Below are 16606 nucleotides of genomic sequence, written 5' to 3'. Positions count from 1 at the left end.
AGTTGGATGTACTATGATTGGGCCAACTCAGCTTATTCCATTATCATTACGACAGCAGTTTTTCCGCTCTACTACAAAGCGGTGGCCACTGATGCGGGAGTGAGTCTTGCACATTCTACGGCCTATTTGGGCTACACGGTGGCCATTGCGACATTCATTCTGGCGATGATTGGCCCGATTCTTGGCACAATTGCAGATTATCAAGGATTAAAAAAGAAATTTTTCTTCGCCTTTTTCCTATTGGGATCGCTATCGACCATTTCATTGGCGTTCGTTCCGGGAGACAATTGGTTCATGTTACTTGTTTTATATACAATCACGGCGGTAGGCTTTCATGGGGCGAATATATTCTACGACGCCTTTCTTGTGGATGTAACGTCGGAAGATAAAATGGATGATGTGTCTGCTAGGGGCTTTGGTTTAGGGTATATCGGGAGTACCATTCCATTTATTATAAGCATCGCAGTTATTCTGCTGGCGCAAAAGGGCGTGCTGCCGATTGAAACGTCCATGGCGAGCCGGATTGCCTTTGTCATTACAGGTATCTGGTGGTTCAGCTTTACGATTCCGATGCTTAAAAATGTTGTGCAACAGTATGGGATTGAACGAGAGCCCCGACTGCTGGCGGGGAGTTTTCGCCGCTTAGGAGTGACGTTCAAAGAGATCCGGAAGTATCGGACGGTTTTTCTGTTTTTGCTCGCGTACTTTTTCTACATTGATGGGGTAGGTACGATCATTTCGATGTCAACCGCGTATGGGACGGACTTGGGCATTGATGCAACGAGTCTTCTGATCATCTTATTTGTTACACAGGTCGTTGCTGCGCCATTTGCCATTTTATATGGCCGGCTGGCTAAGAGATTTTCTGTAAAACGAATGCTCTATGTCGGCATTTTTGTCTACATCGCAGTGTGTGTGTACGCCTTTTTTCTTGAAACGACGCTCGACTTCTGGATATTGGCCATGTTAGTCGCTTCGTCGCAGGGCGGCATTCAGGCATTGAGCCGTTCTTATTATGCGCAGCTTGTACCAAAGGAAAAAGCGAATGAGTTTTTCGGATTCTATAATATTTTTGGTAAATTTGCGTCTGTTATGGGCCCATTATTGCTTGGTGTCACAGCTCAGCTAACAGGTAGTTCCGCATACGGTGTTTTCAGCTTGGTCATCTTGTTTATTATCGGCGGAACGATTCTTTATCTCGTTCCCAAACCTGAATCAGAGCTTGCCGCGCGGTAATAAAAAGCGCCATCCAAATAAATGGATGGCGCTTCAGCCTGTTGACAAACGCTTTCATACGTTGTTGCTCGGCTCGCTCGTCCTCTCATGAACTTTAGTTCTATTCGAGTCTTCGCTCGCCTTCGCGCCTAGTCTGGCAAGCGTTTTCAAGCCAGGCTGAGGTGTGTGCTAATTAGTCGAAAAAGCAATTACAAAAGTGTAGACAAAGTTAAAATCGACTTTGTCTACACTCTGAAGCGCCATCCAAATAAATGGATGGCGCTTCTCTATGCTTATTTTTTATTCAATCTGGAAACCTGCAGAATACGGAAACCGTTCTTTTCCAGCTTTTCACGAAGTTTGGCGACTTCCTCATCACTTCGGGTATCTTCGAGAGTAATGACGACGCGGCGTGCAAGGGAGGAACCGTTATCGAGTGTCAGCAAGCCTTCGATATTGTCATCGCGCAGGGTTTTCGTCAGACGGTTGATCATCCCTTTTGCCTCTGTTGATGCAAGGGTGATGTTAATGCCGCCTGTTTTCAATCCAAACGCATCTTCCAGTACGCTTTCGACTTTATTGTGTGTTAAAATGCCAAATAGCTTCCCGTCTTTTACGACGCTGATAAATGGCAATGCCTTGATTTGCAATAACGCATTTAAGAAGGACTCGTCTTCTGTAATAAAGATGTCCGCATGCTTGACGAGAGAATCGATAGATGATTGCTCATCCCCTTTCTCTTCGTACAGATATTCGATCAAGTCCACTTTGTATAACATTCCTTTGTAGGCATCCTGCGAGTCTACAACTGGTATGCAACGGTACCCCGTCTCATTAATTTTTTTCAATGCATCTTTTACAGTCTCTTCAATAGAAACAGTTGCCACTGCTAAACGTTCCAGCGTCAAGTCTCGAATATGCATCGTCAATCCCCCTTATCTACAGTCATTTCAGTTAAATCAAAATATTGATTAAAATTTATTATAAGTGAGAGCTTGATTCTTTGACAAGTGAATTTATACTATTTGTATAGGTTCACAGGAAAAGGAGTGATCCATTTGGAAACATTGCAACATGCGGCCCTCCTCGATATTGTGGGGGAATTGTTCGCAGACGAAATCTCCATCGTCGTGGCAAATACGAAGGAATATGTCTATTATCGGCCGAGTAAGCGAGTCGATTTAAAAATAAAACCGGGCGATCCCGTAAAAGAAGGAACGATTGCATACAAGGCGCTCCACGAGGATCAGCGGGTGTCCGAGTTTATCCAGCGGGATGTCTTCGGAGTCCCATACCAAGGGATGGCAGTGCCTTTCCATCAGGAAGGCCAGCTGGCGGGTTGTGTTGTTGCGATTTATCCGGCGTTTACGGAAGGAAAGTCCGTCGTTACAATCCGGACGCAAGATGGCTGGGTCCCGGTTCCTTTCGGTGATGTGCATTATATTGAAGTGAAGGACCGAAAAACATATGTCATTGCGGATCAGCTGACAGGCACGCATAAGAATTCCCTACAAAACTTCGAGTTCAGTTTGCCGCGTGATTTATTTGTCCGCTGCCACCGTTCCTTCATTGTAAATGTTCATCACATAAAGGAGATCTATCCCGATACCCATTCTACATTTGTGCTTGGTATGGCGAACGGCGCAAAGATTCCGGTCAGTCAATCCTATTCCAGCTACTTCCGGAAAATGCTCGGATTCTAATAACCTCCTTCTGCAGGCGGTTTGATAAGAACACTTCCACAAGCTGCCTGCAGACTATAAAACAAAAATCTTCTGCTTGACCCTGAGATTGTCCCGATTCGTCTTCATATTTCCTTAAATGCACCCCATTCTCCTATCGTGAAAGCGGTTGCGATACGATAGATTTACGATTATCTAAAAGTTACGAAAAGGGGCTAGGCGGTATGGGGCAGCAAATGGATCGGATTCGAATCGATGAATTGAAAAACTTGGTCGTGTCCCCCGAAGAGGCAGCGTCATGGATTTCGGACGGGATGACGCTAGGGCTCAGCGGGTTTACTCGGGCAGGTGATGCCAAAGCAGTTCCAATGGCATTAGTAAAACGGGCGGAAACAGAAACATTTAAAGTGAATGTCTACACGGGAGCTTCCCTTGGTTCGGATGTTGATAAGCTATTTGCGGAAGCCGGGATTGTACATAAGCGGTTGCCTTTCCAAGCGGAGCCGGCAATGCGCAGGAGCATTAACGAAGGAGATGTGCTATTCTGCGATCATCATTTATCGCATACGGCTGAATGGATTCGTTCCAATGTGATTGATTCGATCGACTTCGCAATATTGGAAGCGGTTGCAATTACGGAGGACGGAATGGTGATTCCATCGACGTCCATCGGCAATTCCTATTCGTTTGCCCAGCATGCAAAGTCAGTTATCATTGAAATTAATTTAGCGCATGCTGCGGAACTGGAAGGCGTTCACGATCTCTATGATCCGGGCAAGCAAGGCGAACGTCGGCCGATTCCGCTGGCTAACACAGATGACCGAATCGGTTCAATTGGAATTCCTGTAGCGCTGGAAAAAATCAAGGGTATCGTCTTTACGAACCAGCAGGATTCCCCTTCGCTTATCACGCAGCCAGACGAAGAGACGCAAATGATGGCGGGGCATCTTCTCGAATTCCTGCGGTCAGAAATAAAGGCTGGCCGATTGACGAATAAGCTGGCACCTTTGCAATCCGGCATTGGGTCACAGGCGAATGCGGTACTTCATGGGATGCTGCACTCAGAATTTGAGGAGCTGGAAGTCTACTCCGAAGTGTTGCAGGATGCTGTATTTGACTTGATAGACGCCGGAAAAGTCCGTTATGCGTCATGCGCTTCCATTACATTGTCACAAGAGAAGATGGAACAGGTCTTCTCTAATTTTGAAAAATATCGTGACAAACTTGTTATGCGGCCACAGGAAATTTCCAACCACCCGGAAATTATTCGCCGACTTGGTTTGATCTCGATCAATACGGCGCTTGAACTTGATATTTATGGGAATGTCAATTCAACACATGTGACAGGAACGAAAATGATGAATGGCATCGGCGGCTCCGGCGACTTTGCGCGAAACGCCAGGCTTGCGATCTTCGTGACCAAATCTGTCGCTAAAGGCGGCGATATTTCGAGTATTGTGCCGTTCGTTTCGCATGTCGACCATACCGAGCATGATGTCGATGTCATCGTAACAGAACACGGCTATGCTGATTTACGCGGGCTTGCCCCGCGGGAGCGGGTTGGGTTGATCATCGAGAACTGTGCGCATCCCGACTATCGTGAACCCCTTTGGGCATATTACGAGGAAGCGCTCGGGCGTGGCGGGCATACGCCGCATGTCCTTGAAAAGGCGTTCTCCTGGCATTTGAATCTTATGGAACACGGCACGATGCGTCCGAAAGTGGAAGAAACAGCACAATGAGTGCCATCAGGTGAAAGCCTGTTGACATAGTACCAACCTGTAGATGAAAAGGAGTCCCGATTGCGGGACTCCTTTTTGCGTGTGCGTTCACATATTACATTAGTTTTGAAATAAACATCGTAGCGATGCCGAAATAAATGAGCAATGACAGGATATCGTTAATTGTTGTGATTAACGGACCGGATGCCACTGCGGGGTCCACTTTGAATTTATTTAAAATAAGTGGAATGACGGTTCCAGCGAGTGTACCGATAATCAGCGTAGCGACGAGGGAAGATCCGACGACGAGGCCGAGCGTGAAGCTGCCTTGCCAAATATAAGCGATGATAGAAATGACGGCACCGCAGACGACGCCGAGAAGAACGCCGACAATCAGTTCTCGGAAGACCAGTTTTAATCCTCTCTTCAAATCCATATCATCGGATGCGAGTCCGCGGACCACGACAGCGAGCGACTGGGTTCCTGTATTCCCGGTCATCCCGGCAATCATGGGCATGAAGAAGGCCAAAGCAACAACGGCCTGCAATGTATCTTCGAACTTGGAGATGATACTCCCCGAGACGAGGCCAATAAACAATAGAAGTATGAGCCAAGGCAAGCGGCGATACGCAGCGATGAATGGAGGCGTGTTAAAATCGATTGACTTACCTGAGGCAAACAGCATCTCAATGTCTTCATTCGCTTCCCGGACCACAATATCAAGTACATCATCCGCTGTAATAATCCCGACGAGTACGTTTTGATCGTTCACTACCGGAACGGAAACGAAATCATATCTTCCAATCATTTTTGCAACATCCCGCTGCTGGGTCGTCTCGTGTACACTCATTACATCAGATGTCATAATGTCCTTCACACATTCGTCCGGTTTGGCGAGCAATAAATCCCGGTAGGATAAGACGCCGGCCAATTTTTTATCGTCTGTAATAATATAGACGTAGTTTAAATAGTGGGCGAACTCCTTGAAGTTCTTTAATTTGTCGATGGTTTTTTCCACCGAATATGATTCATGCACCCAAACATATCGGCTTGTCATGATTCGTCCGGCCGAACGTTTCGGATACTTCATCATCTTCCGTATATCTCGTTTTTCCTCTTGTCGCAATTCTGCAATCAAATGCTCGATTTCTTTATCGGGCAGGTCAGACAGAAGGTAGGACAAATCCTCGCTCTTCATCAAATCGAGCAACTCGTACGACCGTTTCGGACCGATTAATTTCAGCACATTCAGTTGCTCATTCTTTGTTAAATACCGAAGCAGCGTAACCACATTTTCTGTGCTGATAATTTCAAGAAATAATGGACGGCGCTTTTTCGGGAGACAGCGGTATTGGGCCGCAACCTCAAACGGAGGCAGCTCTTCAATTGCCTTTTTGAACTTATCTTTTTTTCCTTCTCTTAGCAGCTGAATGAGCGCTCGTGAGATTTCATCTCGGTTCCCATTCACTGGCATTTGCTCCACCTCACTTTTACTATTCTCTCAATGAAACTCTTACAAGCCCTTCTTCCCTAAATAGGCCAGAAGAAAACAAACTCAAATTAGATGTTTAGCAAGAGAACAATAGGGAAAGTGAGTTAGTGACCTAAAAAACGGTGAAATGCCGAAACAAAAAGGGGAGACTCATCATGAGTAAATGGAAGAATTGGGTAATCATCTTAGCAGCTGCTATGTTGGTACTAACAGCGTGCGGAACAAAAAAAGAGGAGAAGGGGAGCACAACTACGACAGAAGAAGGCTATGAGCTCGTAAATAAAGGGAAGTTAACATATGCCGCAAGTGGACTTTATAAACCTTTTAACTTTGAAGAGAATGGGGAACTGACGGGTTTTGACGTGGAGATCGGTAAAGCGATTGCGGAAAAGATGGGATTGGAGCCGAATCCGGTAACAAACCCATTTGAAACGATCTTGCAAGGCTTGGTCGCCAAAAAATATGATGCCATCATCGGGTCTATGGCCTACACAAAGAAACGTGCAGAGCAGGCTGCTTTTACTGAGCCATACTATTACTCTGGCGGCATGATCTGGGTATCTGCAGATAATAACGACGTAACATCACCAGAAGATTTGAAAGGTAAGAAGATCGGTGTTGTCGCCCAATCAACGTATGAAGAACCGGCAAAAACCGTATCAGACAATCTGCAATATTACAGCAGTGACGTAGTCGCATTGAAAGACTTAACGGTAAAGGGACGCCTTGATGCAGTTATAACTTCCGACATTGTAGGGTTTGAAGCGAAGGATAGTGGTTTCGCGATCAAGGAAGTCGGTAACCCGTTATGGGTCGAACAGCCATCCATTGCCGTTCGCAAGGATAATGATAAATTGCGTGATGAAATTGATAAAGCGTTGAAGGAAATCATCAATGATGGCACGTACGAAGAGATTTCTCAAAAATGGTTTAAACGAAATCTGTTAGAGATCGATTTGGAAGATGCAGAACTGCTGGAATAACAATAGACTTGGAAAAGAAAGAGGGAGTGACCAGTGCCAGAAACATTAGTAACTATATATGAAGTATTCATGCGGACGTACGAAGGCTTCTTGAAAGCGGCACTCGTCACGTTGAAAATAACAGCAATTGCACTTGTAATTGGAATAGTACTCGGAATTTTGTTCGCCTTAATGAGAATTTCAAAATCGAAAATTCTTAGTACGATCGCCAACATTTATATATCGGTCATCCGGGGAACACCGCTTATAGTACAAATTATGTTCTTGTATTATGGGATTACATCGATCATTGTGTTGTCCAATTTCTGGGCAGGGGCCATCGCGCTTGGAGTCCATAATGGTGCTTACATCGCCGAAATTTTTAGGGGAGCGATCCAAGGAGTGGATCGCGGCCAGCGGGAAGCTAGCCTTGCACTCGGTATGAATAAGAATCAGACGATGCGCCGGATTATTTTCCCTCAAGCATTGCGTATTGCAATTCCGCCCCTCGGCAACCAATTCATCATAACGCTGAAGGACTCGTCCCTCGTTTACGTTATTGGTGTTACAGAATTATTCGGCTTGGCAAACCGGGAAGCGGCCTCATCCTTTTTGCCATTCGAAACGTTTATGGTCGTTGGACTCTACTATCTCGTTCTTGTTCTCATTTTTACAGGACTGCTCAGATTGTATGAGAATAAATTGAATGTAGATAAAACATAAGGGAGGCAAACAGCATGATCAAGACAGAAAATCTCCATAAAAAATTCGGCAAACTAGAAGTGCTGAAAGGGATCGATTTGAACATCCATCCGGGAGAAGTCGTTGTATTGGTCGGTGTCAGCGGCTCTGGGAAAAGTACATTGCTCCGCTGCCTGAACTTCCTGGAAAAAGCACAAGAGGGCAACATTTATATCGATGGCCGGAAAATAGATCGGAAGAAGGATAACTTGCCAAAGGTACGCGAGGAAGTCGGAATGGTGTTTCAACATTTCAACCTGTTTCCACATAAAACGGTTCTCGAAAATATTATAGAAGCGCCGATGATTGTCAAAAAGATGGACAAGTCCAAAGCAGAACAGCTTGCGCGCCAACTTCTTGAGAAAGTAGGCTTGTCTGACAAGGCGGATGTCTACCCGAACAAGCTATCAGGCGGTCAAAAACAACGGGTAGCCATTGCCAGAGCACTGGCAATGGAACCGAAAGCACTCTTGTTCGACGAACCGACATCGGCGCTTGACCCTGAACTCGTCGGGGAAGTTTTGCAAGTCATGCAAGACCTCGCGAACGAAGGGATGACCATGGTCGTCGTCACACATGAAATGAAATTCGCCCGAGAGGTCGCCAGCCGTATCATCATGCTCGACGAAGGGCGCATTATTGAAAATGCTGATCCGGACACATTCTTTAATCATTCATCAAATGAACGGACACGCCAGTTTTTGGAGATGGTGAACCTGAAGTAACCAACAGCATATCGATGTATAGAAAATGAGTAGCAGCCTTCCACCATGGGGAGGCTGCTTTTTGTTGTTAAATTAAAACTTGCGTTAAGTGAGGAATTTCGATTGAATTTGCGACTAGTTCTAAAACAATGCTTATTTGATCTCATTCACCCATTCAGGCACAGTACTAATATTGGCCCTAGAGGAATTGACCAAAAAAGTTAACTCGGTATCGGAATAAAAACCGTTTCTAATAAAGAGTTGATAATAAAGCCGATCATCCTTCCATTCCACTAGATTTCTAGTAACGAGTGCTTCCACTCCATCATCTAAACGAATGGTCCTAACCTCTTCTAGTCCCGAGTCTTGCAAAGAATAGTCGAAAGGTTCCTTACTGATACGATAATAATACATTGCGAACACAAGCATCTTGTCATATTCCCAATTAGCCCCTTTACGGACATCCATTTTAATATCGTCCCGATACTCAACATAATGCGTAAACTGTATCGGTTCCCCATCCGAATACGTCACTTCTCCAAAAGTGCACTGAATAAGATACGGCTCATCTTTTGTCAGCGGCACATACTTTCCAAACTCCTTCATCGCCTTTTCCGTCTGTTTAAATCGCTTGTATTCACTTTTATCCACCGCTTCATTACTTACATTTTGACTCACTTCAAAATTGCTATTGGCTAGCGGCTGATTGACGAATACAAAGGAATTGTAGTAGGGGGCCTTCCGCATACATGAGTTGGTAGTGGAAAAATAATAGATACCTAGGGAACTACACAAGAGGGCGAGAACAATGACCCACTTTTTATATTTTCTCATAGCGTCCCTTCTTTTCTAATTAATTTACAGTTAGCTAGATTATTTCATTTAACTGGATGGGAGTCTAGAGTTCTAGTGAAATAAAATGTTTTATTTCTACTAGTATGAAAAATGTTGGTGTTTCCCTTCACTTCCTTCCATTTACATGGTAACCTATTGTTAATTATAACCAAAAAATACTGAACCGACAGTATAACCGAATGTTGAGAATGAGATCCACTCGCACATTCAATAAAGGAAAAGGGTGATGACTAGTGATAGTAGCGATAAAGAACCTCTCTAAACAATACAAAAAGCAGCAAGTGTTGCGGGATATTTCCCTGTCAATTGATTCTCCCGGCATTTGGGCGCTCGTTGGACCGAACGGTGTTGGAAAGACGACATTCTTGAATATCGTGACGAACTTAATCCCTGCTACTTCCGGAAGTGTGGAGCTGGTCGGTAAGTCGAATAAGAATTACAAGGTTTTCAAGGAGGTCTCATATCTCCAGGACAATACGGTTTTGTTCGACTACCTGACTGGCTATGATCATTTGAAATATGTTTGTGATATGCATCGACTACCGGCTAAACGAATTCGAGAAGTGGCAAGTTACGTTGGTATGGAAAATTATTTGCGCAAAACAGTGGGGAATTATTCACTTGGGATGAAACAGCATCTCTTGCTTGCGATGGCCATTATTAACGAGCCGAAGTTGCTGTTGCTCGATGAACCACTGAATGGTCTGGATCCGACGAGTGCGATCATGATGAGGAGAATCCTGCTAGAGCTGGCTGACAAGGGAACGACCATCATCTTATCTTCCCATAATCTATCGGAAGTCGATCGGGTCACGAAACAAATCATTTTTCTGAAAGATGGAAAGCTCATTGAGGAAAATATGGATCAATACGAGCAAGTTTATTACCAAGTTACAGTTAAGAAGAAATCCCCTTTGAAAGAACTGCTCACAGAAAAGGCTTTTGTTTTCGATGAAACGGGATCTGGTTTTCGGATACTTCTAGGTTCACATGAATTTCAATCCCTCCTGGATCTGCTTCAACAGTCGGATGTCGATGTGCTTGATATGCAGAAGGAGATTACTGGATCAGAAAAGCGGTATGAAGAAGTATTCGAAGTGGGGTCGCTATGAGACTGCTGCTATTTGAGATGAAGAAAATGACACGGACGAGACTCCTATTCTTCCTTGCTGCCGGAACACTTCTATTAATTGGCGCGATATTCATCCGCAACGTTCTTCAACAGGATATGGTTACTGCTGAAAAAGTTGAGTCATTCTCAAATCATCTGCAAGACGTAAGTAGTCAAAACAGAACGGATCTTATGATGATGGAGGACGAGCCGAGCGATGAACTGGAACTTCGTTTAAATAAGGGTCTTGATCTTCAAGACAAGCTGAATGAGCTGATCGATTCTATTAGTAAGGGTCTAAGGGAAGACGAACTGCAAGGGGAAATTGAAGTATCTCGAAGTGCAATAGCTTATAAAGATGCACGAGGGAGATACACGATGAGTCACGCCGATCTGGAGGATACGATTCGGCTTAACGAACAGCTGTTGGCGCTCGGTTTGCCAAAGGAGGATCCTGACCGTTCTAACCAGCCGCCATTATTCATGAAGCAAATGATGGTTCTTGTCCTCAATCCGGTTGGCTATACCGTGCTTTTTCTATTGCTGGGCATATCGATTACGCGAGAGTTTGAAGACCGGAATATGCGAATGGTGTACGCGTTCCCCGTGCCTAGATGGAGGGTTGTACTCGTCAAGTTTACCTCTTTGCTGCTCGTGGCTATGGCCTGGCTCGTCTATTTCTTACTTCTTTCCTATCTGCTTCCTACACTCGTGATGGAAACGAGGGAACAGATCTTTGATTATCCATTATTGCTTACATCAGGGGAATTAATGCGTGTAGGCTCCTATATTAATGAAGCGGTTCTTTACAGTGCCGGCACCCTGTTTTTTGCCGCGGCCATGGTGACCTTGATCGGTTTCGGATTCAGGCAGACGATTGTTTCAAGTGTCATCATTACAGCACTCTTTACAGGAGGATGGATGCTGGCGCGTAATGGAATGGATGTATTCCTAAATCCCTTTACATATGTAAGTGGAAATCAGGTAATTCTTTCACAGCCAGCCTTTTATCCTGGCGGTATACTTGTTCTGCTTATCGTTTCGATTGTCCTCTTGTTTGCTGCGATGTGGAGTAATCAAAGGCGGGGGGTTGCAAAATGAGACAATTCACGTTTGAACTTAAAAAGCTGATGAAGAAAAAGTCGATTTGGATAGCGACAGCCTTGTCGTTGCTCGCGATTCTTATTTTTTCTTATTACCATTTCAAAGTGGCTGAAAGTATGCGCGAGGGGAATATAAAGAAAAAGGAAACTTCGATTAGCCAATATCATTTGTATATAGAGGATGCGGAAGCTGAAAAAGCCGCTGCTGAAAAACAGGGCGATGAAGAGGCGTCAGCTGCTTTGGATGGACATATAGAAAGGTTCAAACAATCTATCGAAAATCAGGAACGCTTTATCGCTGATTACACAAACAGAAATTGGGAACCAATTCTTGCTGAAGAGATCGCCGATTTAGATGTCTTTCTTACCGACAGGGGGAGTCTCGGTGTCGAGGATCAGCTCGTTCAGTCATTCACATTGCGGGCGACAATGGAGGAGCTGCAATGGTTGGAGAAAAATAGAATTGAGCCAGTTGTACAAACAACATCATTCTTTTTACTGCATCCTACCATCTATGACCAATTCACGGGAAGAGCGCAAACTGCGTGGGAACAGCTAACGGCTCGTTATGGTGACACCGGGTTTACCTATTTTTATAGCCTAATCCCGAAGTTCGTCATACCTATCATCATATTGTTCGGCTGTTTGCTCTTTGCAAACAGCGTCTCGTCAGAAAATGGAAAGAAGAGGAGGAGTATGCAGCTTCACTTTGTCCAGCCAGTGCCACGGACAACTATTTTTCTATCAAAATATTTTAGCGGTTTGTTTGTAACAATCGCTTTTGTTGGCATGATGCTTGGCGCTATCATTCTAAGTGGTGAGTTTGGCAATGGGATAGGCAGCGCAAAGTATCCTGTTCTTATCTATGAAGGAGGAGAGCCTAACCCATACGGCAGTGAATTTAACGCACTCAATCCGGATAAAGACCAGTTTCACTTCATCCCGGTCAGCAAATATGTAAAGGAAGTCCTATTATTAGGCGTTATTCTGACATTCGTCGTCTACTCCCTGTACTTCCTGCTTGCGCTCGCTATCCGGAACCCTATCATTATATTCCTTGTGACAGGGGCTATCCTGTTTGGCGGCATGAAAGCGATCCCTGAGTCCGCTTATAATCCATTAACGTATGTGGACATGCACCGTGTGCTGAATGGTGAGCTTGCTGCAATTGCTTTCAATCCCGACATTAGTTTGCACAATGGTGCGGCAATATTAGGCATCTTGGGTTGTTTCTTGTTCCTGCTGGGTCTCCTTGGATTCTATGCTAAAAGTAAAAGAGTAGCCGCGTAATGCCAAGGCAGCCTCCTGTAAGTGGAGCTGCCTTTTTGCATGGTAGAAGCTCGGACCCTATTACGTCTGACAAATTGACTCGTATGTCTCCATAATAAAGTCCTTATAAGGAGTGTGCGGCATGCTCGCTATATTCTCAACCGCTAATGAACTCAGCCGCTTCGCTTCTGTTTCATTCCTAAGGGCGACATGACATATCGATGCATACGCATCTTTCTCGTAAAGGATAAACAAGTCTGGAGGGTTTTCTGTTGTCTGGTTAATTCCAAATAATTGGAGCTTGAACAAAGGGGGTCTTGGGGAAATGAGGATTGTTACGTTAAGCAAGCCTGTGATCGAGAGGAGTGTGAAGGAATATCAAGCTAGTTGATAAGCTGTCATTGGAGGCAAACTCGTATCCGTCGAGTCTGTCTCTTTTTATTTATGGCCAATGTAATCAAGAGAGGGAACCCTCGGAATCTTATTTTCTTGTATACTCAAAGGAAGAGATTTCAGAAAACCGCATCATTGGAGGTTGCCATGTTCATCGGAACTATTTTTATTCAAGTAATAGTGCCTATTTTAATCCTTGTTGTGATAGGAGCTTGTTTGCAAAGAAAATTTTCGTTTAACTTACGCGCCATTTCTAATTTGTTAACTTACTGTCTAATGCCGGCCGCTGTTTTTATTAACTTGTATGAGACGGAGATTGATGGCCAAGTCTTGCTTGAAATCATGGGTTACTTAGTGGTATTTAGTTTGTTGCTGATTTTGGTTACTAGTGTCTTAAGTAAGTTTTTGAGGCTAGACAAAGGAGAAGCGGCCATTTTTAAAAACAGCATTTCGTTAATTAACTCAGGGAATTATGGAATACCGGTCAGCCAGCTACTCTTTCAAGCTACCCCTCTTGGCATATCCATTCAAATAATCGTCATGGTGTTCCAAAATATTTTAACGTATACATATGGTCTCTATAATTTGATTGCTGCAACGAAATCGGGATGGGACATTATGAAATCGTTATTAAAAATGCCTGTCACACACGCGATGTTGCTTGGCGGATTGCTAAATGGTCTGCATGTTCCTATTCCAGGTTTTCTTTGGACTCCGATCTCTCATCTATCAGATGCGTTTTTGGCGATTGCTCTCATCTTGTTGGGAGCACAGTTGGCACAGATTCAAATCCGCACAATATTTAATCGGACAATTATCGTTAGCAGTATTGGGAGGCTGGTCATTGGGCCGGCTGTTTCATTGATGCTAATTTTTCTCATCGGACTGGATGGCATTGTAGCCCAATCCCTTTTTATAGCAAGTTCATTCCCGACATCCCGCAATAGCTCAGGCCTTGCGTTGGAATATGATGTCTATCCCGATTTGGCAGCCCAGACCGTTCTATTTTCAACCATTTTAAGTGGGGTTACGGTTACTTTTATAGTATATTTATCAACAATTTTATTTGTGTAATTAGTTATATAAGTTTGCCTAAGTATTTTACCTATCACTTAGTTGATTGGAGTGCAGAGCGGCCACTCCAGCGAACGTCGTTACGAAGAAGGGCGTTTGCGAGTAAAAGCGTAGCGTTACGAGCAGGAAGTGAGGCTGCCTTAGTTTCTGTAAAACCCAGAAATACATCAAATTGAACCCTTCGCTGTTCGATTGGCTGCGGTCGTGCCCGAGGATAGCGTCCGCTCGGAACGGAAATCAACTGTTAGATAAAGCTAGTTGTTTCAACTTATATAGTCTTATAAACAAAGAATTATCTAAAAATTACACCCGTTAACTTCAAAATTATGGTAGGATGATAGTAACTGATTTGTAAGGGGGATGGAAATGATTTTATCAATAAAAGATGTGTATAAATCATACGGCAAGGAACAGGTGTTAAAGGGGATCACATTTGAACTTGCAGAGCCTCAAATTATTGCGCTAGTCGGACCGAACGGGTCGGGGAAATCGACATTGCTCAATATCATTACAAACTTATTGCCGGCAGACAAAGGGGAAGTGACTGTCTTAGGAAAGAACAACCGGGATCCAAACATCTTCCGGGAGATTTCCTTCATGCAAGACAATACGGTGCTGTATGAGTATTTGACAGGTTACGATCATCTTCAGTTCATTTGTGATGTGCAGGGGCTTAAAAAGAAACAGCTGCTAAAAACCGCAGATCGAATTGGCATCACAAGCTATTTAAATAAGAAAGTGAAGAACTATTCGCTTGGCATGAAGCAACATCTCTTGCTGGCAATGGCTGTTGTCAATCAACCGAAATTGATGATTCTCGATGAACCGTTGAATGGCTTGGATCCGACAAGTGCCATCAGAGTCCGGGAGCTGTTGCTGGCGTTGCGTGAGGAAGGAACGACGATTCTTTTATCCTCGCATAACTTGGCGGAAATCGATCGGGTAACTTCATCCATTTTGTTCTTAAAGAAGGGGAATTTGATTCAAGAAGATATGGCCGCCTTTGAACAGATCCGCTATCAGATTCTGGTCGATAAGCCGGAAGAGGCGGAACGAGCATTGCGGGCAGCAGCTATTCCTTTTGAGAACATCAGTGGGAGGTTGCATGTCTATCAAGCTGATGCCGAACTCGATCGGGTGTTGCGCTTATTTGGCTTTCAAGGTGTCACGATAATTGATATCGACAAGAAAGTATTCGGCTCCGAAGAACGATACCGGAAAATCTTTACGGAAGAGACGAAGTCCAATGAGCTTGTTGAAGTTTGAGCTAAAGAAAATTTGGCGGCAGAAGAAGCTTATTTGGTTGCTGTTAGTCGTTTTGTTGTGTGCTGGGTGGGTCTTTTATCAAAACTTGTTAGAGCAGGATTTGATGGTCAGAGAAGCGGAAGAAAAAATTTTTCCAATTGTGATGGAGACCGATCAATTATATGCAAAGCTGAGGCCGCTTGACCGGGAGAACAGCTTGACGGAAGAACAAAGGCATCAGTTTACTAGTTTAAATAACATGGCGAATGCTATCTTTCATTGGAAAAGTGCGATTTATGAAAAGCGCTGGGGAGACATCCCTGAGCAGGAGAAAGAGTTTCTGGCGAATTTAGAGACATTAGAGGAGGCTGGAGGCTCCTTTAGTAAGTTGCAAGGTCTAGAAAGAGAGAAGGCTATCGTGAAAAACAAATATCTGATCGAGCATCAATTGCCGTATGCTAACGAAACGTACCCAATTTCTCCGTTCTTGCAACTGAATAAGCTGGCAATGATATTGCTCGGACCTGCTGGGCTGTTGTTGCTTCTTCTCTTGTTCGGAAGCACTTACACGAATGAAAAAGAGCAACAGACGGTGCTTACGATACGGACACAGCCGGTATTAAGAAGATCGTTCCTTCTTACTAAGTATACCAGTCTCCTATGGGTCACATTTCTGTTTGTGGGGATTGTATTCCTAGTAGGATGGACTGTTCCTTCATTGATCGCGGATTCATTCAATGACTGGAATTATCCTGTTTTCCTGGAAACTGGAGACGCATTCACCATAATCCCAGCATGGCAATATGCGGGACGTCTCGCATTGCTGTTCATCGGGGCGGGTGCTTTTCTTTTCGCGTTCTTACTCGTAATGGGCACGCAGCTGAGAAGTTCATTTTCAACCGTCATGTTGACCGGCTTCTTGATAATGCTTGGTGTTGTAGTGACAGAAACTGCGGAAATGCTTCAAGTACCTTGGAATCCGTTTCAGCTGTTCCGAGGTGACCGTTTTTTACCCGAATACCCTAATTATCCAATGTGG

General features: G+C 44.3%; 15 protein-coding genes. 12 read left to right on the top strand and 3 right to left on the bottom strand.

The annotated features are described in order from the left end of the window. Positions 1-6: 6 nt before the first annotated feature. Positions 7-1236: an MFS transporter gene (locus NCCP2222_RS06405; RefSeq protein ID WP_248510870.1), complete on the top strand. Its 1230-nt coding sequence runs from the start codon at positions 7-9 to the stop codon at positions 1234-1236. Positions 1237-1508: 272 nt separating this feature from the next. Here the strand turns inward: NCCP2222_RS06405 and NCCP2222_RS06400 are convergent, their stop codons facing one another. Further along, positions 1509-2138 (bottom strand): CBS domain-containing protein, encoded by a 630-nt coding sequence (locus tag NCCP2222_RS06400; protein WP_248510682.1) that lies wholly within the window; start codon positions 2136-2138, stop codon positions 1509-1511. Between the two features lie 135 nt (positions 2139-2273). On the opposite strand from NCCP2222_RS06400, the gene NCCP2222_RS06395 reads away from it, so the two are divergent. Further along, complete coding sequence (locus NCCP2222_RS06395) at positions 2274-2918, top strand: LytTR family DNA-binding domain-containing protein (RefSeq protein ID WP_248510681.1); 645 nt, start codon at positions 2274-2276, stop codon at positions 2916-2918. A gap of 203 nt (positions 2919-3121) precedes the next feature. Beyond that, complete coding sequence (gene scpC, locus NCCP2222_RS06390; RefSeq protein ID WP_248510679.1) at positions 3122-4639, top strand: succinyl-CoA:acetate CoA-transferase ScpC; 1518 nt, start codon at positions 3122-3124, stop codon at positions 4637-4639. A 94-nt stretch (positions 4640-4733) separates the two neighbouring features. On the opposite strand, the gene mgtE is transcribed toward scpC, so the two are convergent. Beyond that, complete coding sequence (gene mgtE / locus NCCP2222_RS06385; protein WP_248510677.1) at positions 4734-6092, bottom strand: magnesium transporter; 1359 nt, start codon at positions 6090-6092, stop codon at positions 4734-4736. Positions 6093-6265: 173 nt separating this feature from the next. Here mgtE and NCCP2222_RS06380 point away from each other — a divergent pair, with 173 nt between their 5' ends. The 3 genes from NCCP2222_RS06380 (at position 6266) to NCCP2222_RS06370 (ending at position 8538) form a co-directional block, all read left to right on the top strand. Next, a complete protein-coding gene (locus NCCP2222_RS06380; protein ID WP_248510675.1) occupies positions 6266-7093 on the top strand; it encodes a transporter substrate-binding domain-containing protein in 828 nt (275 codons plus the stop codon). Between the two features lie 69 nt (positions 7094-7162). Next, positions 7163-7795, top strand: a complete 633-nt coding sequence (locus tag NCCP2222_RS06375; RefSeq protein WP_248510869.1) for an amino acid ABC transporter permease — start codon at positions 7163-7165, stop codon at positions 7793-7795. A 14-nt stretch (positions 7796-7809) separates the two neighbouring features. Beyond that, positions 7810-8538: an amino acid ABC transporter ATP-binding protein gene (locus NCCP2222_RS06370; RefSeq protein WP_248510673.1), complete on the top strand. Its 729-nt coding sequence runs from the start codon at positions 7810-7812 to the stop codon at positions 8536-8538. 132 nt (positions 8539-8670) lie between these two features. Here NCCP2222_RS06370 and NCCP2222_RS06365 read toward each other — a convergent pair whose 3' ends face one another. Continuing rightward, entirely contained in the window at positions 8671-9351 is a 681-nt protein-coding gene (locus tag NCCP2222_RS06365; protein ID WP_248510671.1) for a hypothetical protein, read from the bottom strand. Between the two features lie 254 nt (positions 9352-9605). Between NCCP2222_RS06365 and NCCP2222_RS06360 the strand changes: the two genes are divergently transcribed. The 6 genes from NCCP2222_RS06360 to NCCP2222_RS06335 form a co-directional block, all read left to right on the top strand. After that, the gene (locus tag NCCP2222_RS06360) at positions 9606-10484 is read left to right on the top strand and encodes an ABC transporter ATP-binding protein (protein ID WP_248510669.1); all 879 of its coding nucleotides are present in this window, start codon (positions 9606-9608) and stop codon (positions 10482-10484) included. After that, a complete protein-coding gene (locus NCCP2222_RS06355) occupies positions 10481-11584 on the top strand; it encodes an ABC transporter permease subunit (RefSeq protein ID WP_248510668.1) in 1104 nt (367 codons plus the stop codon). The genes NCCP2222_RS06360 and NCCP2222_RS06355 overlap by 4 nt, the downstream gene beginning before the upstream one ends. Then, the gene (locus tag NCCP2222_RS06350) at positions 11581-12876 is read left to right on the top strand and encodes an ABC transporter permease subunit (protein WP_248510667.1); all 1296 of its coding nucleotides are present in this window, start codon (positions 11581-11583) and stop codon (positions 12874-12876) included. The genes NCCP2222_RS06355 and NCCP2222_RS06350 overlap by 4 nt, the downstream gene beginning before the upstream one ends. A 519-nt stretch (positions 12877-13395) precedes the next feature. Beyond that, the gene (locus NCCP2222_RS06345) at positions 13396-14322 is read left to right on the top strand and encodes an AEC family transporter (protein ID WP_248510665.1); all 927 of its coding nucleotides are present in this window, start codon (positions 13396-13398) and stop codon (positions 14320-14322) included. Positions 14323-14688: 366 nt separating this feature from the next. Further along, positions 14689-15588, top strand: coding sequence for an ABC transporter ATP-binding protein (locus NCCP2222_RS06340; RefSeq protein WP_248510664.1), 900 nt, complete (start codon positions 14689-14691; stop codon positions 15586-15588). Continuing rightward, the coding region (locus tag NCCP2222_RS06335) for an ABC transporter permease subunit (protein WP_248510662.1) at positions 15569-16606 on the top strand (1038 nt) is incomplete at its 3' end. The genes NCCP2222_RS06340 and NCCP2222_RS06335, both read left to right, overlap by 20 nt.

This window comes from Sporosarcina sp. NCCP-2222, assembly GCF_023168145.1.
Taxonomy (GTDB): Bacteria; Bacillota; Bacilli; order Bacillales_A; family Planococcaceae; genus Sporosarcina.
The sequence above is the reverse complement of the archived record's forward strand: the minus strand, read 5'-3'. Positions and strand labels throughout refer to the sequence as shown.